Source organism: Tsukamurella sp. USMM236 (genome assembly GCF_037148755.1).
In the GTDB taxonomy this organism is placed as follows: Bacteria; Actinomycetota; Actinomycetes; order Mycobacteriales; family Mycobacteriaceae; genus Tsukamurella.
On record NZ_JBBCSS010000001.1, the window covers coordinates 958,986 to 973,054 of the forward strand.

The 14,069-nt window shown below is 72.8% G+C and carries 16 protein-coding genes; 9 read left to right on the forward strand and 7 right to left on the reverse strand.

Annotated features, from left to right (window positions below; all coding sequences use genetic code 11):
* Window positions 1–109 precede the first annotated feature (109 nt).
* On the forward strand, window positions 110–961 hold the full coding sequence (locus tag WFK95_RS04740) for a hypothetical protein (RefSeq protein WP_224647004.1): 852 nt from the start codon (window positions 110–112) through the stop codon (window positions 959–961).
* 21 nt (window positions 962–982) lie between these two features.
* The gene (locus tag WFK95_RS04745; RefSeq protein ID WP_224647003.1) at window positions 983–1,885 is read left to right on the forward strand and encodes a 3-hydroxyacyl-CoA dehydrogenase NAD-binding domain-containing protein; all 903 of its coding nucleotides are present in this window, start codon (window positions 983–985) and stop codon (window positions 1,883–1,885) included.
* A 4-nt stretch (window positions 1,886–1,889) separates the two neighbouring features.
* On the opposite strand, the gene WFK95_RS04750 is transcribed toward WFK95_RS04745, so the two are convergent.
* Genes WFK95_RS04750 through WFK95_RS04760 form a run of 3 tightly spaced genes read right to left on the reverse strand, consistent with a single transcriptional unit; the run spans window position 1,890 to window position 3,636 of the window.
* A complete protein-coding gene (locus WFK95_RS04750) occupies window positions 1,890–2,633 on the reverse strand; it encodes an alpha/beta fold hydrolase (RefSeq protein WP_224647002.1) in 744 nt (247 codons plus the stop codon).
* A 15-nt stretch (window positions 2,634–2,648) separates the two neighbouring features.
* A complete protein-coding gene (locus WFK95_RS04755; protein WP_224647000.1) occupies window positions 2,649–2,975 on the reverse strand; it encodes a branched-chain amino acid transporter permease in 327 nt (108 codons plus the stop codon).
* Window positions 2,968–3,636, reverse strand: a complete 669-nt coding sequence (locus WFK95_RS04760; protein WP_224646999.1) for an AzlC family ABC transporter permease — start codon at window positions 3,634–3,636, stop codon at window positions 2,968–2,970. The genes WFK95_RS04755 and WFK95_RS04760 overlap by 8 nt, the downstream gene beginning before the upstream one ends.
* Window positions 3,637–3,718: 82 nt before the next feature.
* On the opposite strand from WFK95_RS04760, the gene WFK95_RS04765 reads away from it, so the two are divergent.
* From WFK95_RS04765 to WFK95_RS04785, 5 genes are all read left to right on the forward strand, one after another.
* Window positions 3,719–4,150, forward strand: a complete 432-nt coding sequence (locus WFK95_RS04765; protein ID WP_224646997.1) for an Lrp/AsnC family transcriptional regulator — start codon at window positions 3,719–3,721, stop codon at window positions 4,148–4,150.
* Entirely contained in the window at window positions 4,147–5,085 is a 939-nt protein-coding gene (locus tag WFK95_RS04770) for a phosphotransferase enzyme family protein (protein WP_224646995.1), read from the forward strand. The genes WFK95_RS04765 and WFK95_RS04770 overlap by 4 nt, the downstream gene beginning before the upstream one ends.
* A gap of 4 nt (window positions 5,086–5,089) precedes the next feature.
* Entirely contained in the window at window positions 5,090–6,364 is a 1,275-nt protein-coding gene (locus WFK95_RS04775; protein ID WP_224646993.1) for an aspartate aminotransferase family protein, read from the forward strand.
* 113 nt (window positions 6,365–6,477) lie between these two features.
* Complete coding sequence (locus WFK95_RS04780) at window positions 6,478–6,897, forward strand: VOC family protein (protein WP_224646991.1); 420 nt, start codon at window positions 6,478–6,480, stop codon at window positions 6,895–6,897.
* Between the two features lies 1 nt (window position 6,898).
* The gene (locus tag WFK95_RS04785) at window positions 6,899–7,873 is read left to right on the forward strand and encodes an RNA polymerase subunit sigma-70 (RefSeq protein WP_224646990.1); all 975 of its coding nucleotides are present in this window, start codon (window positions 6,899–6,901) and stop codon (window positions 7,871–7,873) included.
* A gap of 1 nt (window position 7,874) precedes the next feature.
* Here the strand turns inward: WFK95_RS04785 and WFK95_RS04790 are convergent, their stop codons facing one another.
* On the reverse strand, window positions 7,875–8,447 hold the full coding sequence (locus WFK95_RS04790) for a TetR/AcrR family transcriptional regulator (RefSeq protein ID WP_224646988.1): 573 nt from the start codon (window positions 8,445–8,447) through the stop codon (window positions 7,875–7,877).
* A 36-nt stretch (window positions 8,448–8,483) separates the two neighbouring features.
* Here WFK95_RS04790 and WFK95_RS04795 point away from each other — a divergent pair, with 36 nt between their 5' ends.
* On the forward strand, window positions 8,484–8,921 hold the full coding sequence (locus WFK95_RS04795; RefSeq protein ID WP_336670005.1) for a PaaI family thioesterase: 438 nt from the start codon (window positions 8,484–8,486) through the stop codon (window positions 8,919–8,921).
* Between the two features lie 279 nt (window positions 8,922–9,200).
* Complete coding sequence (locus tag WFK95_RS04800) at window positions 9,201–10,223, forward strand: hypothetical protein (protein ID WP_224646984.1); 1,023 nt, start codon at window positions 9,201–9,203, stop codon at window positions 10,221–10,223.
* On the opposite strand, the gene WFK95_RS04805 is transcribed toward WFK95_RS04800, so the two are convergent.
* From WFK95_RS04805 to kdpC, 3 genes are read right to left on the reverse strand one after another with little or no spacing between them, the layout of a single operon-like run.
* Complete coding sequence (locus WFK95_RS04805) at window positions 10,213–10,887, reverse strand: response regulator (protein ID WP_224646983.1); 675 nt, start codon at window positions 10,885–10,887, stop codon at window positions 10,213–10,215. The two genes, WFK95_RS04800 and WFK95_RS04805, sit on opposite strands and share 11 nt — an antisense overlap.
* Window positions 10,884–13,451 carry an ATP-binding protein gene (locus tag WFK95_RS04810; RefSeq protein ID WP_336670006.1) on the reverse strand — a complete coding sequence of 856 codons (2,568 nt, stop codon included), beginning with the start codon at window positions 13,449–13,451 and terminating at the stop codon, window positions 10,884–10,886. The genes WFK95_RS04805 and WFK95_RS04810 overlap by 4 nt, the downstream gene beginning before the upstream one ends.
* Before the next feature lie 24 nt (window positions 13,452–13,475).
* Window positions 13,476–14,063, reverse strand: a complete 588-nt coding sequence (gene kdpC, locus WFK95_RS04815; protein WP_336670007.1) for a potassium-transporting ATPase subunit KdpC — start codon at window positions 14,061–14,063, stop codon at window positions 13,476–13,478.
* Window positions 14,064–14,069 lie beyond the last annotated feature (6 nt).

Here is a 14,069-nt window from a genome sequence, read left to right on the forward strand (position 1 = left end):
CCGAACCAGGGCCCGCTCACCGAACGGTGGGCGGGCCCTCGGTTTGTGTCGTTAAATGAGTGCGACCGCAAAACGGGAGCGCCGAGCTCCCGACCCAGGGGAGGTTTCCGTGACGCAACCACCGAACGATCCGACAGGCGATCAGCCCGGCGTTCCGCCGCAGGGCGCCGTACCCCCGCAGCCCGGGCAGGGCTTCCCGCCGCCGGTGCCGCCGCAGGGCTACGGGCAGCCCGGATTCGGCCAGTACCCGCCTGCGCCGCAGGCGCACTTCAACCTGGGGGACGCGATCTCCTGGTCGTGGAACAAGTTCACCAAGAACGCCGCCGCGCTGATCGTCCCCATCATCGTCTACGCGATCGCGCTGGTCGCCGCCTCCGCGCTGGCGTACCTCCTCATCAGCCAGTTCGGTGTCGGTGATGTGATCGAGGAGTCGGACGGCTCGACCACCGTCGATCTCACCACCGCGGGCTCCGTGGCCACGGTGATCTTCTCCTTCGTCGGCGCGCTCATCCTGTACATCTGCCTCGTCGCGTACACGTCGGGCCTGCTGGACATCGCCGACGGCAAGCCGGTGAGCATCGGCTCGTTCTTCGCGCCGCGCAACGCCGGCCCGTCCATGCTCACCGCGCTGCTCCTGGCGATCGTCGCCAGCCTGATTTCGGCCATCCCGTACGTGGGCTACATCGGCTCGATCGTCGTCGGCCTGGTCACGATGTACATCCTCCCGACCGTCGTGGACCGCGGGCTGGGCGTGGGCGAGGCCTTCAAGCAGGGTTTCGCCGTCTTCCAGAAGGACGTGGGCAACTCGATCCTCGTCTACATCGTCACCGTGGTGATCCTGGCCATCGGCGGCGCACTGTGCGGCGTCGGCCTGCTCGTCGCGGCGCCCGTCGCCTCGCTCGTGCTGATCAACGCGTACCGCTCCATCTCGGGCGGCGCAGTGGCGCCGAAGACGCCGTAGCGGCGAGGTAGGACGCACACGATGGACGCCGCAGCGCAGGCACGGAAGATCGCGATCATCGGAGCGGGAGTCATCGGCCTGTCGTGGGCGGAACTCGCCCGCGCACACGGCTGGCGCGTCGCGTTCTCTGATCCCCGGCCCGACCTCGCCGAGCTGGTCGCGGCGGAGTTCCCCGGCGATGCGCAGGTGGAGGTCGCCGCGGACCTCGCCGCCGCGGTGGTGGGCGCGGACCTCGTCCAGGAGAACGGTCCCGAGCGGCTGCCGATCAAGCAGGATCTGTTCGCGCAGATCGTCGCCGCGGCTCCATCCCACGCGGTGCTCGCCACGTCGAGCTCCTCGATCCCCGCGACGCCGATCGCCGCGGACCTCGACGACCCCTCGCGGGTGATCGTCGGGCACCCGTTCAACCCGCCCGCGCTCATGCCGCTGGTCGAGGTGGTTCCCGGCGAGCGCACGTCGGAGGAGACGACGCAGCGGGCCGTCGCGCTGTACCGGGAGCTCGGCCGGTCGCCGGTGGTGCTGCGCAAGGAGATCCAGGGTTTCGTCGCGAACCGGCTGCAGGTGGCGATCAGCCGCGAGGCCCGCTACCTCGTCGAGAACGGCGTGGTGAGCGTCGAGGACCTCGACGTCGCGCTGAGCAATTCACTCGGCCTGCGCTGGGCGGCCACAGGGCTCTTCGAGGGCAACGCGCTGGGCGGCGGGCCCGAGGGTGCGCGGCACCTGTTCACCGGGATCGGCGCCGAGGTCGGCAAGATCCCGCTCGGCACCCCGTCGAACACCCCCGAATCGACGGAGGCGCTCATCGAGAAGGTCGACGCGGCGTACGGCACCGGGCAGGAGAACTACGAGCGCCTGCTCGCCCGGCGCGACCGGCGCACGCGCGCCGTCCTCGACGCGCTCCGCTCCGTGGACGACGGGGCGTAGCCGGTCACCGCAGGAACTCGAGGACCGCGCGGGCGAACGCGGCGGAGGACTCGCGGTGCACCGTGTGCCCGCCGCGCAGCTCGACGAACTCGCCGTGGGGCAGCGCGTCGGCGACGAGCCGCAGGTACTCGGGGCGGAGGAAGTCGCGGGGGCCGCCGGAGATCACCAGCGTCTCCTGGTCGGTCGCCGCGAGTCGCTCCCACCACGCCGGATCGGGGTGGAACTGCGGCGAGACCGAGTCCATCATCGTCTTGTCGAACCGCGAGAGGGCGCCCGGCGTCTGCACGACCTGCTTGACGCCCAGCCACACCCGGCGGGGCGTCAGCGGCACGTCCATCGACTCCGCGACCTGCTCGGGTTCGAGCGCCACGGGCGGCATCTCCTCGAGGACGAGGCGGCGGACACCGTCGGGCAGGCGCCACGCGAGCCGCAGCGCGGCCTGGCCCCCGAGGGAGTGCCCGACCACGTCGAAGGTCTCCAGGCCCGCGTGCCGCGCCACCCGCTCGGCGTCTGCGGCGAGCTCGTCGAGCAGGTACTCGGGGCTGTGGTCGCTGCGCCCATGGCCGCGCTGGTCGTACGTCACGGTGTCGCGGCCGGCGGCGTGCAGGGCGCGGACGGTGCGCCGCCAGGTGCGGTGGTCCGCGGCCATGCCGTGGATGAGCAGCACCGGCGGGCCCGTCGGATCCGGCACGCGGCGGTGCTGCACCGCCAGGCGCACGTCGCCGGTGGTGACGATCTCCTCGCGCATCAGCTCATGGTGCCATCACGCCAAGGCGTAACTCAGCGCGACGCACACCCCGGTGCCCGCGACGATGCTCAGCACCGCGTTGCGCCGCCACCGGTGCGCCAGCGCCGTCGCCGCCACGCCCGCGATCTGCGGGATCCCGTGCGCCGGCGCGGCGTAGTCGACCTGCGCCATGCAGTACACGGCCAGCACCACCACGGCGCCCGCGGGCATCCACCGTCCGAAGTCGGCGAGGAGCGGCGAATCGCGCAGTACCGAGGCCAGGCCGAACGGTGCCAGCCGCAGCGCGACGGTGACCGCGGCCGCGATCGCGATGCCCGCGAGCAGGTATCCGGTGCTAGGCATGCGCCGCCTCCTTCGCGTTCCGGCGGGCCACGACGTGCCGGACCACCAGCAGCCCGGCGAAGCCGCCCATCGCGACCAGCAGCATCGCGCCCGGCGCCGCGGCGAGCGCGACCGCGCAGGCGGCCAGCGCGAGCGCGAGCGTCGTGCGGTCCGGGTGCGCGTCCATCGCGAGCACCACGAACAACGCGGTGAGCACGAAGTCGACGCCCGGCACGTCGCGCAGGAAGGCGCCGCCCGCGAGCCCGCCCACCAGCGAGCCCGCGACCCACGCCACGTGCAGGCCGATCTGGGTGCGCAGGATCATCTTCCCCGTCATCGTGGCCGACGGTGCCGTGCTCACCAGGGCGTAGGCCTCGTCGGTGAGGGCGTAGACGCCGTACGCCTTCCCGACGCGGCTGCGGATCCGGTCGAGCGGGAAGGTGAGGCCGTAGAACAGGTGTCGCGAGTTCACGAGGAACGTCGTGGCGGCGATCGCGGCGAGCGGCGTCGCCGCGGCCAGGAGGCCGGCGAGCAGGAACTCGACGGACCCCGCGTACACCGCCATCGACAGCACCGGCGCGATCCACCACGGCAGGCCGTTGCCCGTGACCACCACGCCGAGGCCGATGCCGAGCACGAACAGGCCCAGCTGCACCACGGCGACCTTCGACGGAACTCCCATGGGGAACAATTCTATTTCGCATCCCGCGCAATGTGCTTGCGAAAATAGTTCGATCGGGGCTCGCTGTGGCAATATCTCCGACGTGGATGCACTCGATCGAGCAATCATCGACGAGTTGGTGCACGACGGGCGGCTCACCAACCAGGAGCTGGCGCAGCGCGTGGGCCTCACGCCCGCGCCGTGCCTGCGCCGCGTGCGGCGGCTGGAGACCGACGGGGTGATCACCGGCTACACCGCCGTGCTCGACCCGGCGGCCCTGGGCCGCGGCTTCGAGGTCATGATCAACGCCGACCTCGGGGCCAACGACCGCGCGTCGGTGGAGGCCTTCGAGGCGCGGATCGCCTCGTTCGACGAGGTCATCGAGGTGCGCCGCATGTTCGGCCTGCCCGACTACCTGATCCGCGTGCGCGTCGCGGATCTCGCGACGTACGAGCGCTGGGTCACCACGCACCTCATGGGCGACCCGGCGATCGTGCGCGTGGACTCCCGCATGACGATGAAGGTGGTCAAGTGAGCTCCGCGGAGGCCGATTCCCTCGTCGCGCAGCGCATCGCCGAGGATGCGTGGCCCGGCGGCACCGTCGAACCGCTGCTGGTCAGCGAGAACGCCACCTTCCGCGTGCGCGGCGGGCCGCGGCCGGCGGTGCTGCGACTGCACCGGCCCGGGTACGTCGGCGACGCGGCGATCGCCTCCGAGCTGGCGTGGATCGCCGCCCTCCGCCGCGATACGACGGTGCCCGTGGTCGAGCCGCTGAGCGACGTCCTGATCGATGGCCCGACGGGCCGCCGCGCGGTGCTGTTCGCGGAGCTGCCCGGCGGCCCCGTGCCCGACGAGGCGCTCGACGTCGCGCACTTCGCGGCGCTCGGCGAGATCGCCGCGGTCTTCCACGGGCACGCCGAGTCCTGGCGACGGCCCGCCGATTTCACGCGCTTCACCTGGGGCGTGGAGGAGACGATCGGGCCGCGGCCCCGCTGGGGCTCCTGGCGCGACGGGCTCGCAGTGGGGGAGGCGCACCGTCGGGCGATCGCGCCGGCGGCCGACCGCGCGGCGGAACGGATCGACGCCTTCGGCCGCACCGCCGACCGATTCGGGCTGATCCACGGCGACCTGCGCGCCGCGAACCTCATCACGCCGGGCGCGGGATTCACCGTGATCGACTTCGACGACGCCGGGTTCGGCTGGCACCTCTTCGAATTCGCGGCCGCCGCGTCCTTCGTCGAGACGGACCCGCGGCTGCCGGAGTGGGCGGCCGCCTGGGCCGCGGCGTACCGCCACCGTCGGGCACTGCCCGACGCGCACGCCGCGCTCCTGCCCGACTTCGTGCTGCTGCGGCGACTGCAACTGCTCGGCTGGCTCGGCACGCACGGACATGCACTGGAGGCGGATCCCGGATTCGCCGACGGCACCGTCGAACTGGCGCAGGCGTACCTGGCCGGGCGGCTACTGTGAGCGCGTGAGCTTCTCGGAATCGGTCGCCGCGCACGTCGTGCGCTACGGCGGCACCTTCGCGCCCCTGCCCATCGACCGTGCCGCGGGCACCTACGTGTACTCGGGGGAGCGGCGGTGGCTCGACTTCACCTCCGGCCAGATGAGCGCCATTCTGGGGCACAGCCATCCGGCCATCGTGGCGACCGTGCAGCGGGAGATCGCGACACTCGACCACCTGTTCTCCGGCATGCTCTCGCCGCAGGTCGTGACGCTGGCCGAGCGGCTCGCGGCCACCCTGCCGGAGCCGCTGAGCCACGTCCTGCAGCTGACCACGGGCGCGGAGTCCAACGAGGCCGCGCTGCGGATGGCCAAGCTGTACACGGGCAAGCACGAGATCGTCAGCTTCTCGAAGTCCTGGCACGGCATGACCGCCGGCGCCGCCGCGGCGACCTACTCGTCGGGACACAAGGGCTACGGGCCCACCGCCCCCGGCAACTTCGCCCTGCCGACGCCGAACGCCTACCGCTCGCGGTTCGTGGACGCCGCGGGCAAGTACGACTGGGAGTCGGAGCTGGACTTCGGCTTCGAGCTCATCGACGCGCAGTCGACGGGCTCGCTGGCCGCGTGCCTGGTGGAGCCGATCCTGTCGTCGGGCGGCATCATCGACGTGCCCGTCGGTTACCTCGCGGCGCTGAAGCGCAAGTGCGAGGAGCGGGGCATGCTGCTCATCGTCGACGAGGCGCAGACCGGCCTCTGGCGCACGGGCGCCGCGTACGCCTTCGAGCGCGACGGCATCGTGCCCGACATCCTGACCCTCTCGAAGACGCTCGGCGCGGGCCTGCCGATCGCGGCGGTGGTGACCTCCGCGGAGATCGAGCGCGTCTGCCACGAGCGGGGCTTCCTGTTCTTCACCACGCACGTCAGCGACCCGATGGTCGCCGCCGTCGCGACGACGGTGCTGGACGTCCTGGGCGACGGTGTCGCGGCCTCGGTCGCGGCGCGCGGGGCGCGGCTGCGCGCGGGGCTCGACGAGCTGGCGCTGCGCCACGAGGCCATCGGCGACGTGCGCGGGCGCGGCCTGATGCAGGGCATCGAGCTGGTGCGCGACCGGGACTCCAAGGAACCCGCGAACGAGCTGGGCAAGCTGGTGACGGAGCGCTGCTACGAGCGCGGCCTGCACATGAACGTGGTGCAGCTGCCCGGCATGGGCTCGATCTTCCGCATCGCGCCACCGCTCACGGCGTCGGACGCCGAGATCGACGCGGGCCTGGAGATCCTCGATTCCGCGTTGCAGGGGTAGCTCATCGGCCACCGGAAAATATATCCGCGCGGGCCGATGAGTTCCGGCGACGAGGCCCGTCTAACCATGTGACGGTGTTCGAGAGCGAACGCCGCGGACCAAGGAGCGACGCCATGCACAAGATGATCTTCGTGAACCTGCCCATCGCCGACGTCCAGCGCTCGCGCGACTTCTTCACCGCCGTGGGCTACACCATCAACGAGCAGTTCAGTGACGAGAACGCCATCTCGGTGGAGCTGGGCGAGAACATCGTGGCGATGCTGCTCAAGACCGACTTCTTCGGCACCTTCCACGAGGCCACGACGGCGGCGCCCGGCGTGAAGGAGACCCTCATCGCGCTCAGCGCGGAGAGCCGCGAGGAGGTCGACGAGGTGGTGAACCGCGCCGTCGCCGCCGGCGGCACGGAGGGACGCTCCGAGGATCACGGCTTCATGTACGGCCGCTCCTTCGACGATCCCGACGGCCATACCTGGGAGATCATGTGGATGGACCCGGCCGCCGCCGCGGGCGGGCCCGAGGCCGCGCAGGGCTGACGTGACCGTCGTCGACGCCGGCTTCGACTCCGCCACCGCGCCGCTGCGCGCCGAGCTCCTCGCGCACTGCTACCGCATGTCGGGCTCCGCGTCCGACGCGGAGGACCTGGTGCAGGAGACCTACCTGCGCGCGTGGAAGGCCTTCCACCGCTTCGAGGGCCGGTCGTCGGTGCGGACGTGGATGTACTCCATCGCTACCAACGTCTGCCTCACGGCCGCCACGGCCCGGCGGGTGCTGCCCGTCGGGCTGGGCGGCGAGCCGTCGAATCCGCTGGAGCCGGTGGTGCCGTCGACGGAGGTGCTGTGGCTGCAGCCCCTCCCGGACCGCGCGCTCGGCGATCCGGGGGAGGCGGCGGTGGCGCGGGAGGGCATCGGGCTGGCGATGGTCGCGGCGCTGCAGGTGCTGCCGGCCAAGCAGCGGGCCGCGCTGATCCTGCGCGACGTCCTCGAGTTCTCCGCCGCCGAGACGGCCGCGGCTCTCGAGACCTCCGTCGCGTCGGCGAACAGCGCCCTGCAGCGGGCGCGGGCCTCCATCGGCGACGGTGCCGCCCAGGAGGGCCGCAGGGCCGCCGAGCTGTCCGACCACGAGAAGCAGGTATGGGACGAGTTCTGCGCGGCCTTCGAGCGGCACGACATCGACGGCGTCGTGCGAATCCTCGCCGCCGACGCCACCTGGGAGATGCCCCCGATCCCGGGCTGGTACCGCGGCGCCGAGGCCATCGGCGAGCTGTCGCGGACGCAGTGCCCCGCGCAGGTCGCCGGGGACCTGCGGATGGTCCCGACGGTGTGCAACGGCCTGCCCGCCGCAGCGATGTACCTGCGCTCGCCGGCGGCGGACGGGGCGGGCGGCGACGTCTGGCTGCCCTTCCAGCTGGACGTACTGACCTTCACCGACGGCGAGCTCACCCACGTCTCCGCGTTCCTCGATCCCGCGGACCTGTTCGCGCTCGCCGGGCTGCCGGCCGAACTGCGCTGAATCAGCGGGCGGCGCCGTCGGCGTAGGCGGCCACGGCGAGGCGCCAGGCCCGGTTCCGCGCGTCGACGGTGGGGCCGAGCAGTCCGTGCCGGTCCTTCGTCGCCAGGCCCTCGAGGAGGGCGCCGAAGCCGAGCGCGATCGCCTCGACGTCCGCCCGGTCGGCGCTGCCCGTGAGTGCGCCGAAGGCCTCGACGAGGACCTGCCGGCACTCGTGCACCGGGTGCTCGGGTGGGATCGGGCCGATGAGCGGGCGGGCGAACATCACGTCGACCAGCGCGGGCTCCTGGGCGGCGAAGCGGCGGTAGGCGTCGGCCCAGGCGGCGAGCACCTCGCGGGGCGGACCCTCCGCCTGCGGCAGGGTCTCGACGAGCAGGGCGAAGCCGCGCAGCGCGACCGCGTTCACGAGGCCGTCGCGGTTCCCGAAGAGCTGGCCCAGCGCGGCGATGTTCGTGCCCGCGGCGGCCGCGGCGCGTCGGGTCGTGAGCCCGTCCGCGCCCTCGGCGCGGACGATCTCCAGTGCGGCGGCGGCGATCCCGTCCGCGACCTCGGGCGTCCTGGTTCTCTGTCTCGGCATCTTCCTCGGCAATCGTATCAGTGATATGTTTCGGCCATGACGACCCTGGATCACGTCCTCACCCGCGTCCTCGACTCCATGCCCGTCGCCCGCTGGCTCCAGCTCTCGGTCGACGATGTCACACCCGACCGCGCCGTCCTCTCGATGCCGGTCGTCCCCGACGTCACCTTCGACGGCGTGCACTGCCACGGCGGCATCGTCGCCATGCTGGCCGACATCGCCGCGGTCGGGGCGGCGTTCGCCGCGATCCACGACTCCGGCCGCGTCGCCGCGACCACCGCCATGAACTCCCACAACCTCCGCCCGGCGCGCGGGGAGCGGCTCGTCGCCGTCGGCTGCCTCGTCGGCCCCCCCGGCCGCACCATGATCGCCGCCGCGGACGTCTTCACCGACTCCCTCGACGGCACCCGCTGCCTCACCGGCCTCTACACCGCCACCGCCCTCGACCGCCCGCTCACCGCGCCCGCCGGCTGAGTCTCGCGGCGGCGCGCCCGGAGGCGGGAGCCTGCAGGCTGCCTTCCCGCCGACTCTCGGATTCTGTCCGTTATGGACTCGTCGTCCGAACCGGACAGAAATCGAGAGTCCCGAGATCGCTGCAGTGCAATGCACAGGGCCGTGCCCGGCCGCGCTGCATCCGCCCCCACTCGCCGCTGTTTTCGCGGTCCTCGCCCGGGCGGCGCGCGGTCGTCGTAGCGTCGACGTCGGGATACGTGAGCTTCGGGGGGAGCCATGCACAACTTCCAGGAACGAACCATGCCGATCCGCGATCGGGCGCTGCACGAGGCGGCGGTCCGGGCCGCGCTCGAGCTCGTCGCGGTCGAGGGGCTGGACAGCGCGACCCTGACGGAAGTCGCGCGCCGCCTGCGCCTTCCGAGCGGGGAGCGCGTGTCCGAGCGGACCCTGCGGCGCAAGTACGGCGGCACCGCGCGGCTACTCTTCGCCACGCCGTGGTGGCTGCCGGAGCCGGCCGACGCCGTGCGCGTCGTCCTCGCCCCGCGCCCGCGGCGCACCGAGGGGCCGGTGTGGCCGAGCGGCCCCGCGGCCGAGGCGGCGTCCACCATCGCCGACGACTGCCGGTGCGAGGGCGGCGTGCCGGAGCGCGATCCGCGGGACCGCCCGGCCGGATGCGACTGCGAGGACGGGCGCACCGACGACACGTGGCCGGACGCCGCGTTCTTCACCGACGCCGGCATCGACGATCCGCTCGGCGGTCTCGCCCACGCCTCGCCGACACCGATCGCCCTCCGCGATCTCCTCCACGACCTCCACTCCGTGCTCACCGGCCACCTCGTCGCGACCGGGTGGGCGGCGAACCTGCCCTGGATGCGCGACCTGCGAGAGGAGCGGAGGGAGATCGCGGCATGGCTCGCACTCGCGGAGGCGACGTGGGCGGACTCGCTGGGCCGGACCCTCGCCCGCGTCTTCGACCTCGACGCGACCGGAGGAGCCGCCGCGGCCGCCGCCTTCAGCGCGGTCGCGCGAACGCTCGAGCCGCTGGTCGGCGACCTCGGCGTCGCCCACCACCGTGCCGCGAACCACCGCGCCGCGAACCACAGTTCCGCGCAGGCCCGTGCCGCACGTGGAAACGGGTTGGCCGCCATCGCATCGTCCGCTGAGGCCGACCTGGCCGCGGCCCGCGCCCGCGCGTTCGACGTGCTCGGCACCGTCGTGTCCGTTCCGGACAGAATCCGAGAGCCGCGCGGCAGGAGCACCGTCGCACCCGGCGGGAGGTACGCCGCGCTCCCGAACCGGCGCCGTCCGAGCGCTACGGGATGAAGCGGTAGCCCATCCCGGGCTCGGTGACGAAGTACCGCGGGTGCGCGGGGTCCGGCTCCAGCTTGCGCCGCAGCTGCGCCATGTACACGCGCAGGTAGTTGGTCTCGCGCGAGTACGACGGGCCCCACACCTCGTGCAGCAGCGTCTGCTGGGAGACCAGCCGATCCGCGTTGCGGACCAGCACGTCCACGATCTTCCACTCGGTGGGGGTGAGGCGCACCGTCGCGCCGTCGCGGGTCACCGTCCGCGCCTCGAAGTTCACCTCGAAGGCCTCGGTTTTCGCCGGCGCCGGCGCGTCCACCAGGCCGGTCCGCCGCACCTGCGCGCGCACGCGGGCGAGGAACTCATCCATCGCGAAGGGCTTGGTCACGTAGTCGTCGGCGCCGATGTCCAGCGACTCCACCTTGTCGTCGCTGCCGTGCCGCGCGGAGAGCACGATCACCGGGGAGGTGCAGAACTCCCGCAGCTTCGCCAGCACCGCGGTGCCGTCGAGGTCGGGCAGGCCGAGGTCGAGCACCACCACGTCGGGCGTCCGCTCGCGCGCGATCTGCAGGGCCGACCGGCCGTCGGACGCCGTCTCCACCTCGTAGCCGCGGGCCTTGAGGTTGATCCGCAGGGTGCGCAGGATCGCGGGCTCATCGTCGACCACCAGAACGAACGTCACGAGACCACCTCATCACTCGACACCGGCTGCGCGGCGGGCAGGTCCACGATCATGGTCAGGCCGCCGCCGGGGGTGTCCTCCGCGGTGAGCGTGCCGCCCATCGCCTCGGTGAGCCCGCGGGCCACCGCGAGCCCGAGCCCGACGCCGTTGCCGGCCGGGGCGTCGCCCATCCGCTGGAAGGGCTTGAACATGGCCTCGCGCTGCTCCTGCGGCACACCAGGGCCGTGGTCGCGGACGTGCACCTGCAGGCGGTCCCCGTCGGGGGTGTGCACGCCGGAGACGCCGACGGTGACCGGCCCGCCCCGCGAGTGCCGCACGGCGTTCTCCACGAGGTTCGCCAGCACCCGCTCCAGCAGCCCGGGATCCGCCAGGGCGGTGGGCGGCGCGTCGGTGTCGGCGCAGGCGAAGTCGAAGGCCAGGTCGGCGTCGGGGAGCGCGGTCCAGATGGCGGGCAGGACCTCCTCGATCCCCACCTCGCGGGTGAGCAGCGTCAGCGAATCGGACTGCAGCCGCGACATGTCGAGCAGGTTCCCCACCAGCGAGTCCAGCCGGTCGGCGCTCTCCTCGATGGTCGCGAGCAGCTCGGCCTCGTCCTCGTCGGACCACTCCACGTCGTCGCTGCGCAGCGACGAGACGGCGGCCTTGATCCCGGCCAGCGGGGTCCGCAGGTCGTGCGAGACCGCGCTGAGCAGCGCCGTCCGCGCGCGGTTGCCCTCGGCCAGCGTCCGGGCCTGCTTGGCCTCGGCGCTGAGCGCCTCCCGGTCCAGCCGGGCCGCCGCGTGCGCGGCGAAGGCGACGAGCAGCCCGTGCTCGGAGGCGCTGAGCGGATCGCCGTTGACCACCAGGGCCACGTTGTCGCCGACCATCGCCGCGTCGGTGCCGTCGTCCGGGCTGAGCGGCGACTCGCGCCGCCCCGCGACCAGCTGCCAGGGGGAGTCGGCGTCGTCGCGCCGCAGCAGGGAGGCGCCGCGCAGCCCGAAGGTCACGATGGCCTCGTCGAGTAGGGCGGGTATCTCGTCATCGGTGTTCTCGGTCGCCAGCAGGGTGTCGGCGAGGCCGCTGAGCACGTCGGCCTCGGCGCGGGCGCGGGCGGCCCGGGCGGTCTGCCGGGCGGCCAGGGAGACCACCGACGCGACCGCGATCGCCGTCAGCACGAACATGGCGACGGCGAAGACGTTCTCGCCCGACGCCACCGTGAACGTGTACAGCGGCGGCGCGAAGTAGTAGTTGAGCAGCACCGATCCGAGGATCGCCGCGGGCACCGCCGGCCGGATGCCGCCGACCAGGGCGACGGCCACCGTCAGCATGAGGAAGAGCATCAACTCGGTGGGCAGCGAGTGCCACTGCCGGGTCTGCGCGAGCAGCGCCGTGAGGAGCACCGGCCCCGCGATCGCCAGCACCCAGCCGGCGATGGTGCGTCGCTTGCCCAGCAGCACGGGGTCGGGGCCGTCGATGCGGGGGAGCAGCCGGCGACGGCCCGCGCCCGCGGCCCGCTCGTGCGTGACCACCTGCACGTCGATGTCGCCGGAGCCCTCGATCACCGCGTCCGAGACGGGCCAGCGCACCACCGAGGTCAGCGCCCGGTGTCGCGACTTGCCGAGGATGATCCGCGACGCGTTCACCGAGGTCGCGTACTGCAGGATCGCGGCGGCCACGTCGTCGCCGGTGACGATCTGGAAGGTGCCGCCCAGCGATTCCGTGAGCTGCCGCAGCTGCGCCAGCGAGGCGGGGGAGGCCCCCGAGAGGCCGTCGCTGCGCGCGACGTACACCGCGCGCAGCTCGCCGCCCGCGCCCTTCGCCGCGATCCGGGCGCCGCGGCGCAGCAGCGTCCCGCCCTCGGGGCCGCCGGTGAGCGCGACGACGGTGCGGTCACGGGTGGGCCAGGCGGCCGAGATGCCCTGCTCGGAGCGGTACTGCTCGAGCCGCTCGTCCACGCGGTCGGCCAGCCACAGCAGCGCGAGTTCCCGCAGCGCCGTGAGGTTCCCGATGCGGAAGAAGTGCGAGAGCGCGGCGTCCACCTTGTCGGGCGCGTAGATGTTGCCGTGCGCCATGCGCCGCCGGAGGGCCTCGGGCGTCATGTCGACGAGCTGCACCTGCTCGGCGCGGCGGACCACCCCGTCGGGGATCGTCTCGCGCTGCCGGACGCCGGTGATCGACTCGACGACGTCGCCGAGGGACTCGAGGTGCTGGATGTTGACCGTGGTGATCACGGTGATGCCGGCGTCGAGCAGCTCGGCGATGTCCTGCCAGCGCTTCTCGTTCTTCGAGCCGGGGGCGTTGGTGTGGGCGAGCTCGTCGACGAGGACCACCGTCGGGTGCGCGGCGATCACCGCGTCGACGTCCATCTCCTCGAGCACCGCGCCGCGGTACTCGACCTTCCGGCGGGGGATCACCTGCAGCCCCTGGACTTGGGCCTCCGTCTGGGGCCGGCCGTGGGTCTCGACGTAGCCGACGACCACCGACGTCCCGCGCGAGGCGCGGCGCACGCCCTCGGTGAGCATGGCGTAGGTCTTGCCCACGCCCGGCGCGGCGCCCAGGTAGACGCGAAGAAGCCCCTTCGGCATGTCTCCCCTCCTCCTCCGCCCGGGCTACTTCGCCGCGGCGGCGAGGTCGGTGAGCGCGAGGTTCAGATTCACCACGTTAACCCGCTCCTCGCCCAGGTAGCCGAGCTGTCGGGCGTCGGTGTGCGCGGCCACCAGCGCGGTCACCCGCTCCGGCGCCAGGCCCCGGGCCTTCGCGACGCGCGCCACCTGCTGCCGCGCGTACGCGGGGGAGATGTGCGGGTCCAGGCCGGAGAAGCTCGCCGTGACGGCGTCGGTCGGCACGTCCGACGGTGCCACCCCGTCCTCCGCGGCGACCTTCGCGCGGCGCTCCGCGATGAGCGCGACCAGCTTCTCGCTGTTCGGTCCGAGGTTGGTGCCGCCGGAGGCGAGGGTGTCGTACTCGCCGGCGGACGGGCGCGGATGGAACCACTGCGGACCGTCGAACTTCTGGGCCAGCAGTTCGGACCCGACGACGGTGCCGTTCTGCTCGACCTGCGAGCCGTTCGCCTTCGCGCTGAAGGCGACCTGCCCGACGCCCCAGATCGCCAGCGGGAACAGCGCGCCGAGGACGACGGTCATGACGATCAGCATGCGCAGGCCGGCGAGGAGCTGGCGCGGTGTGGAACTCAACATGTCAGT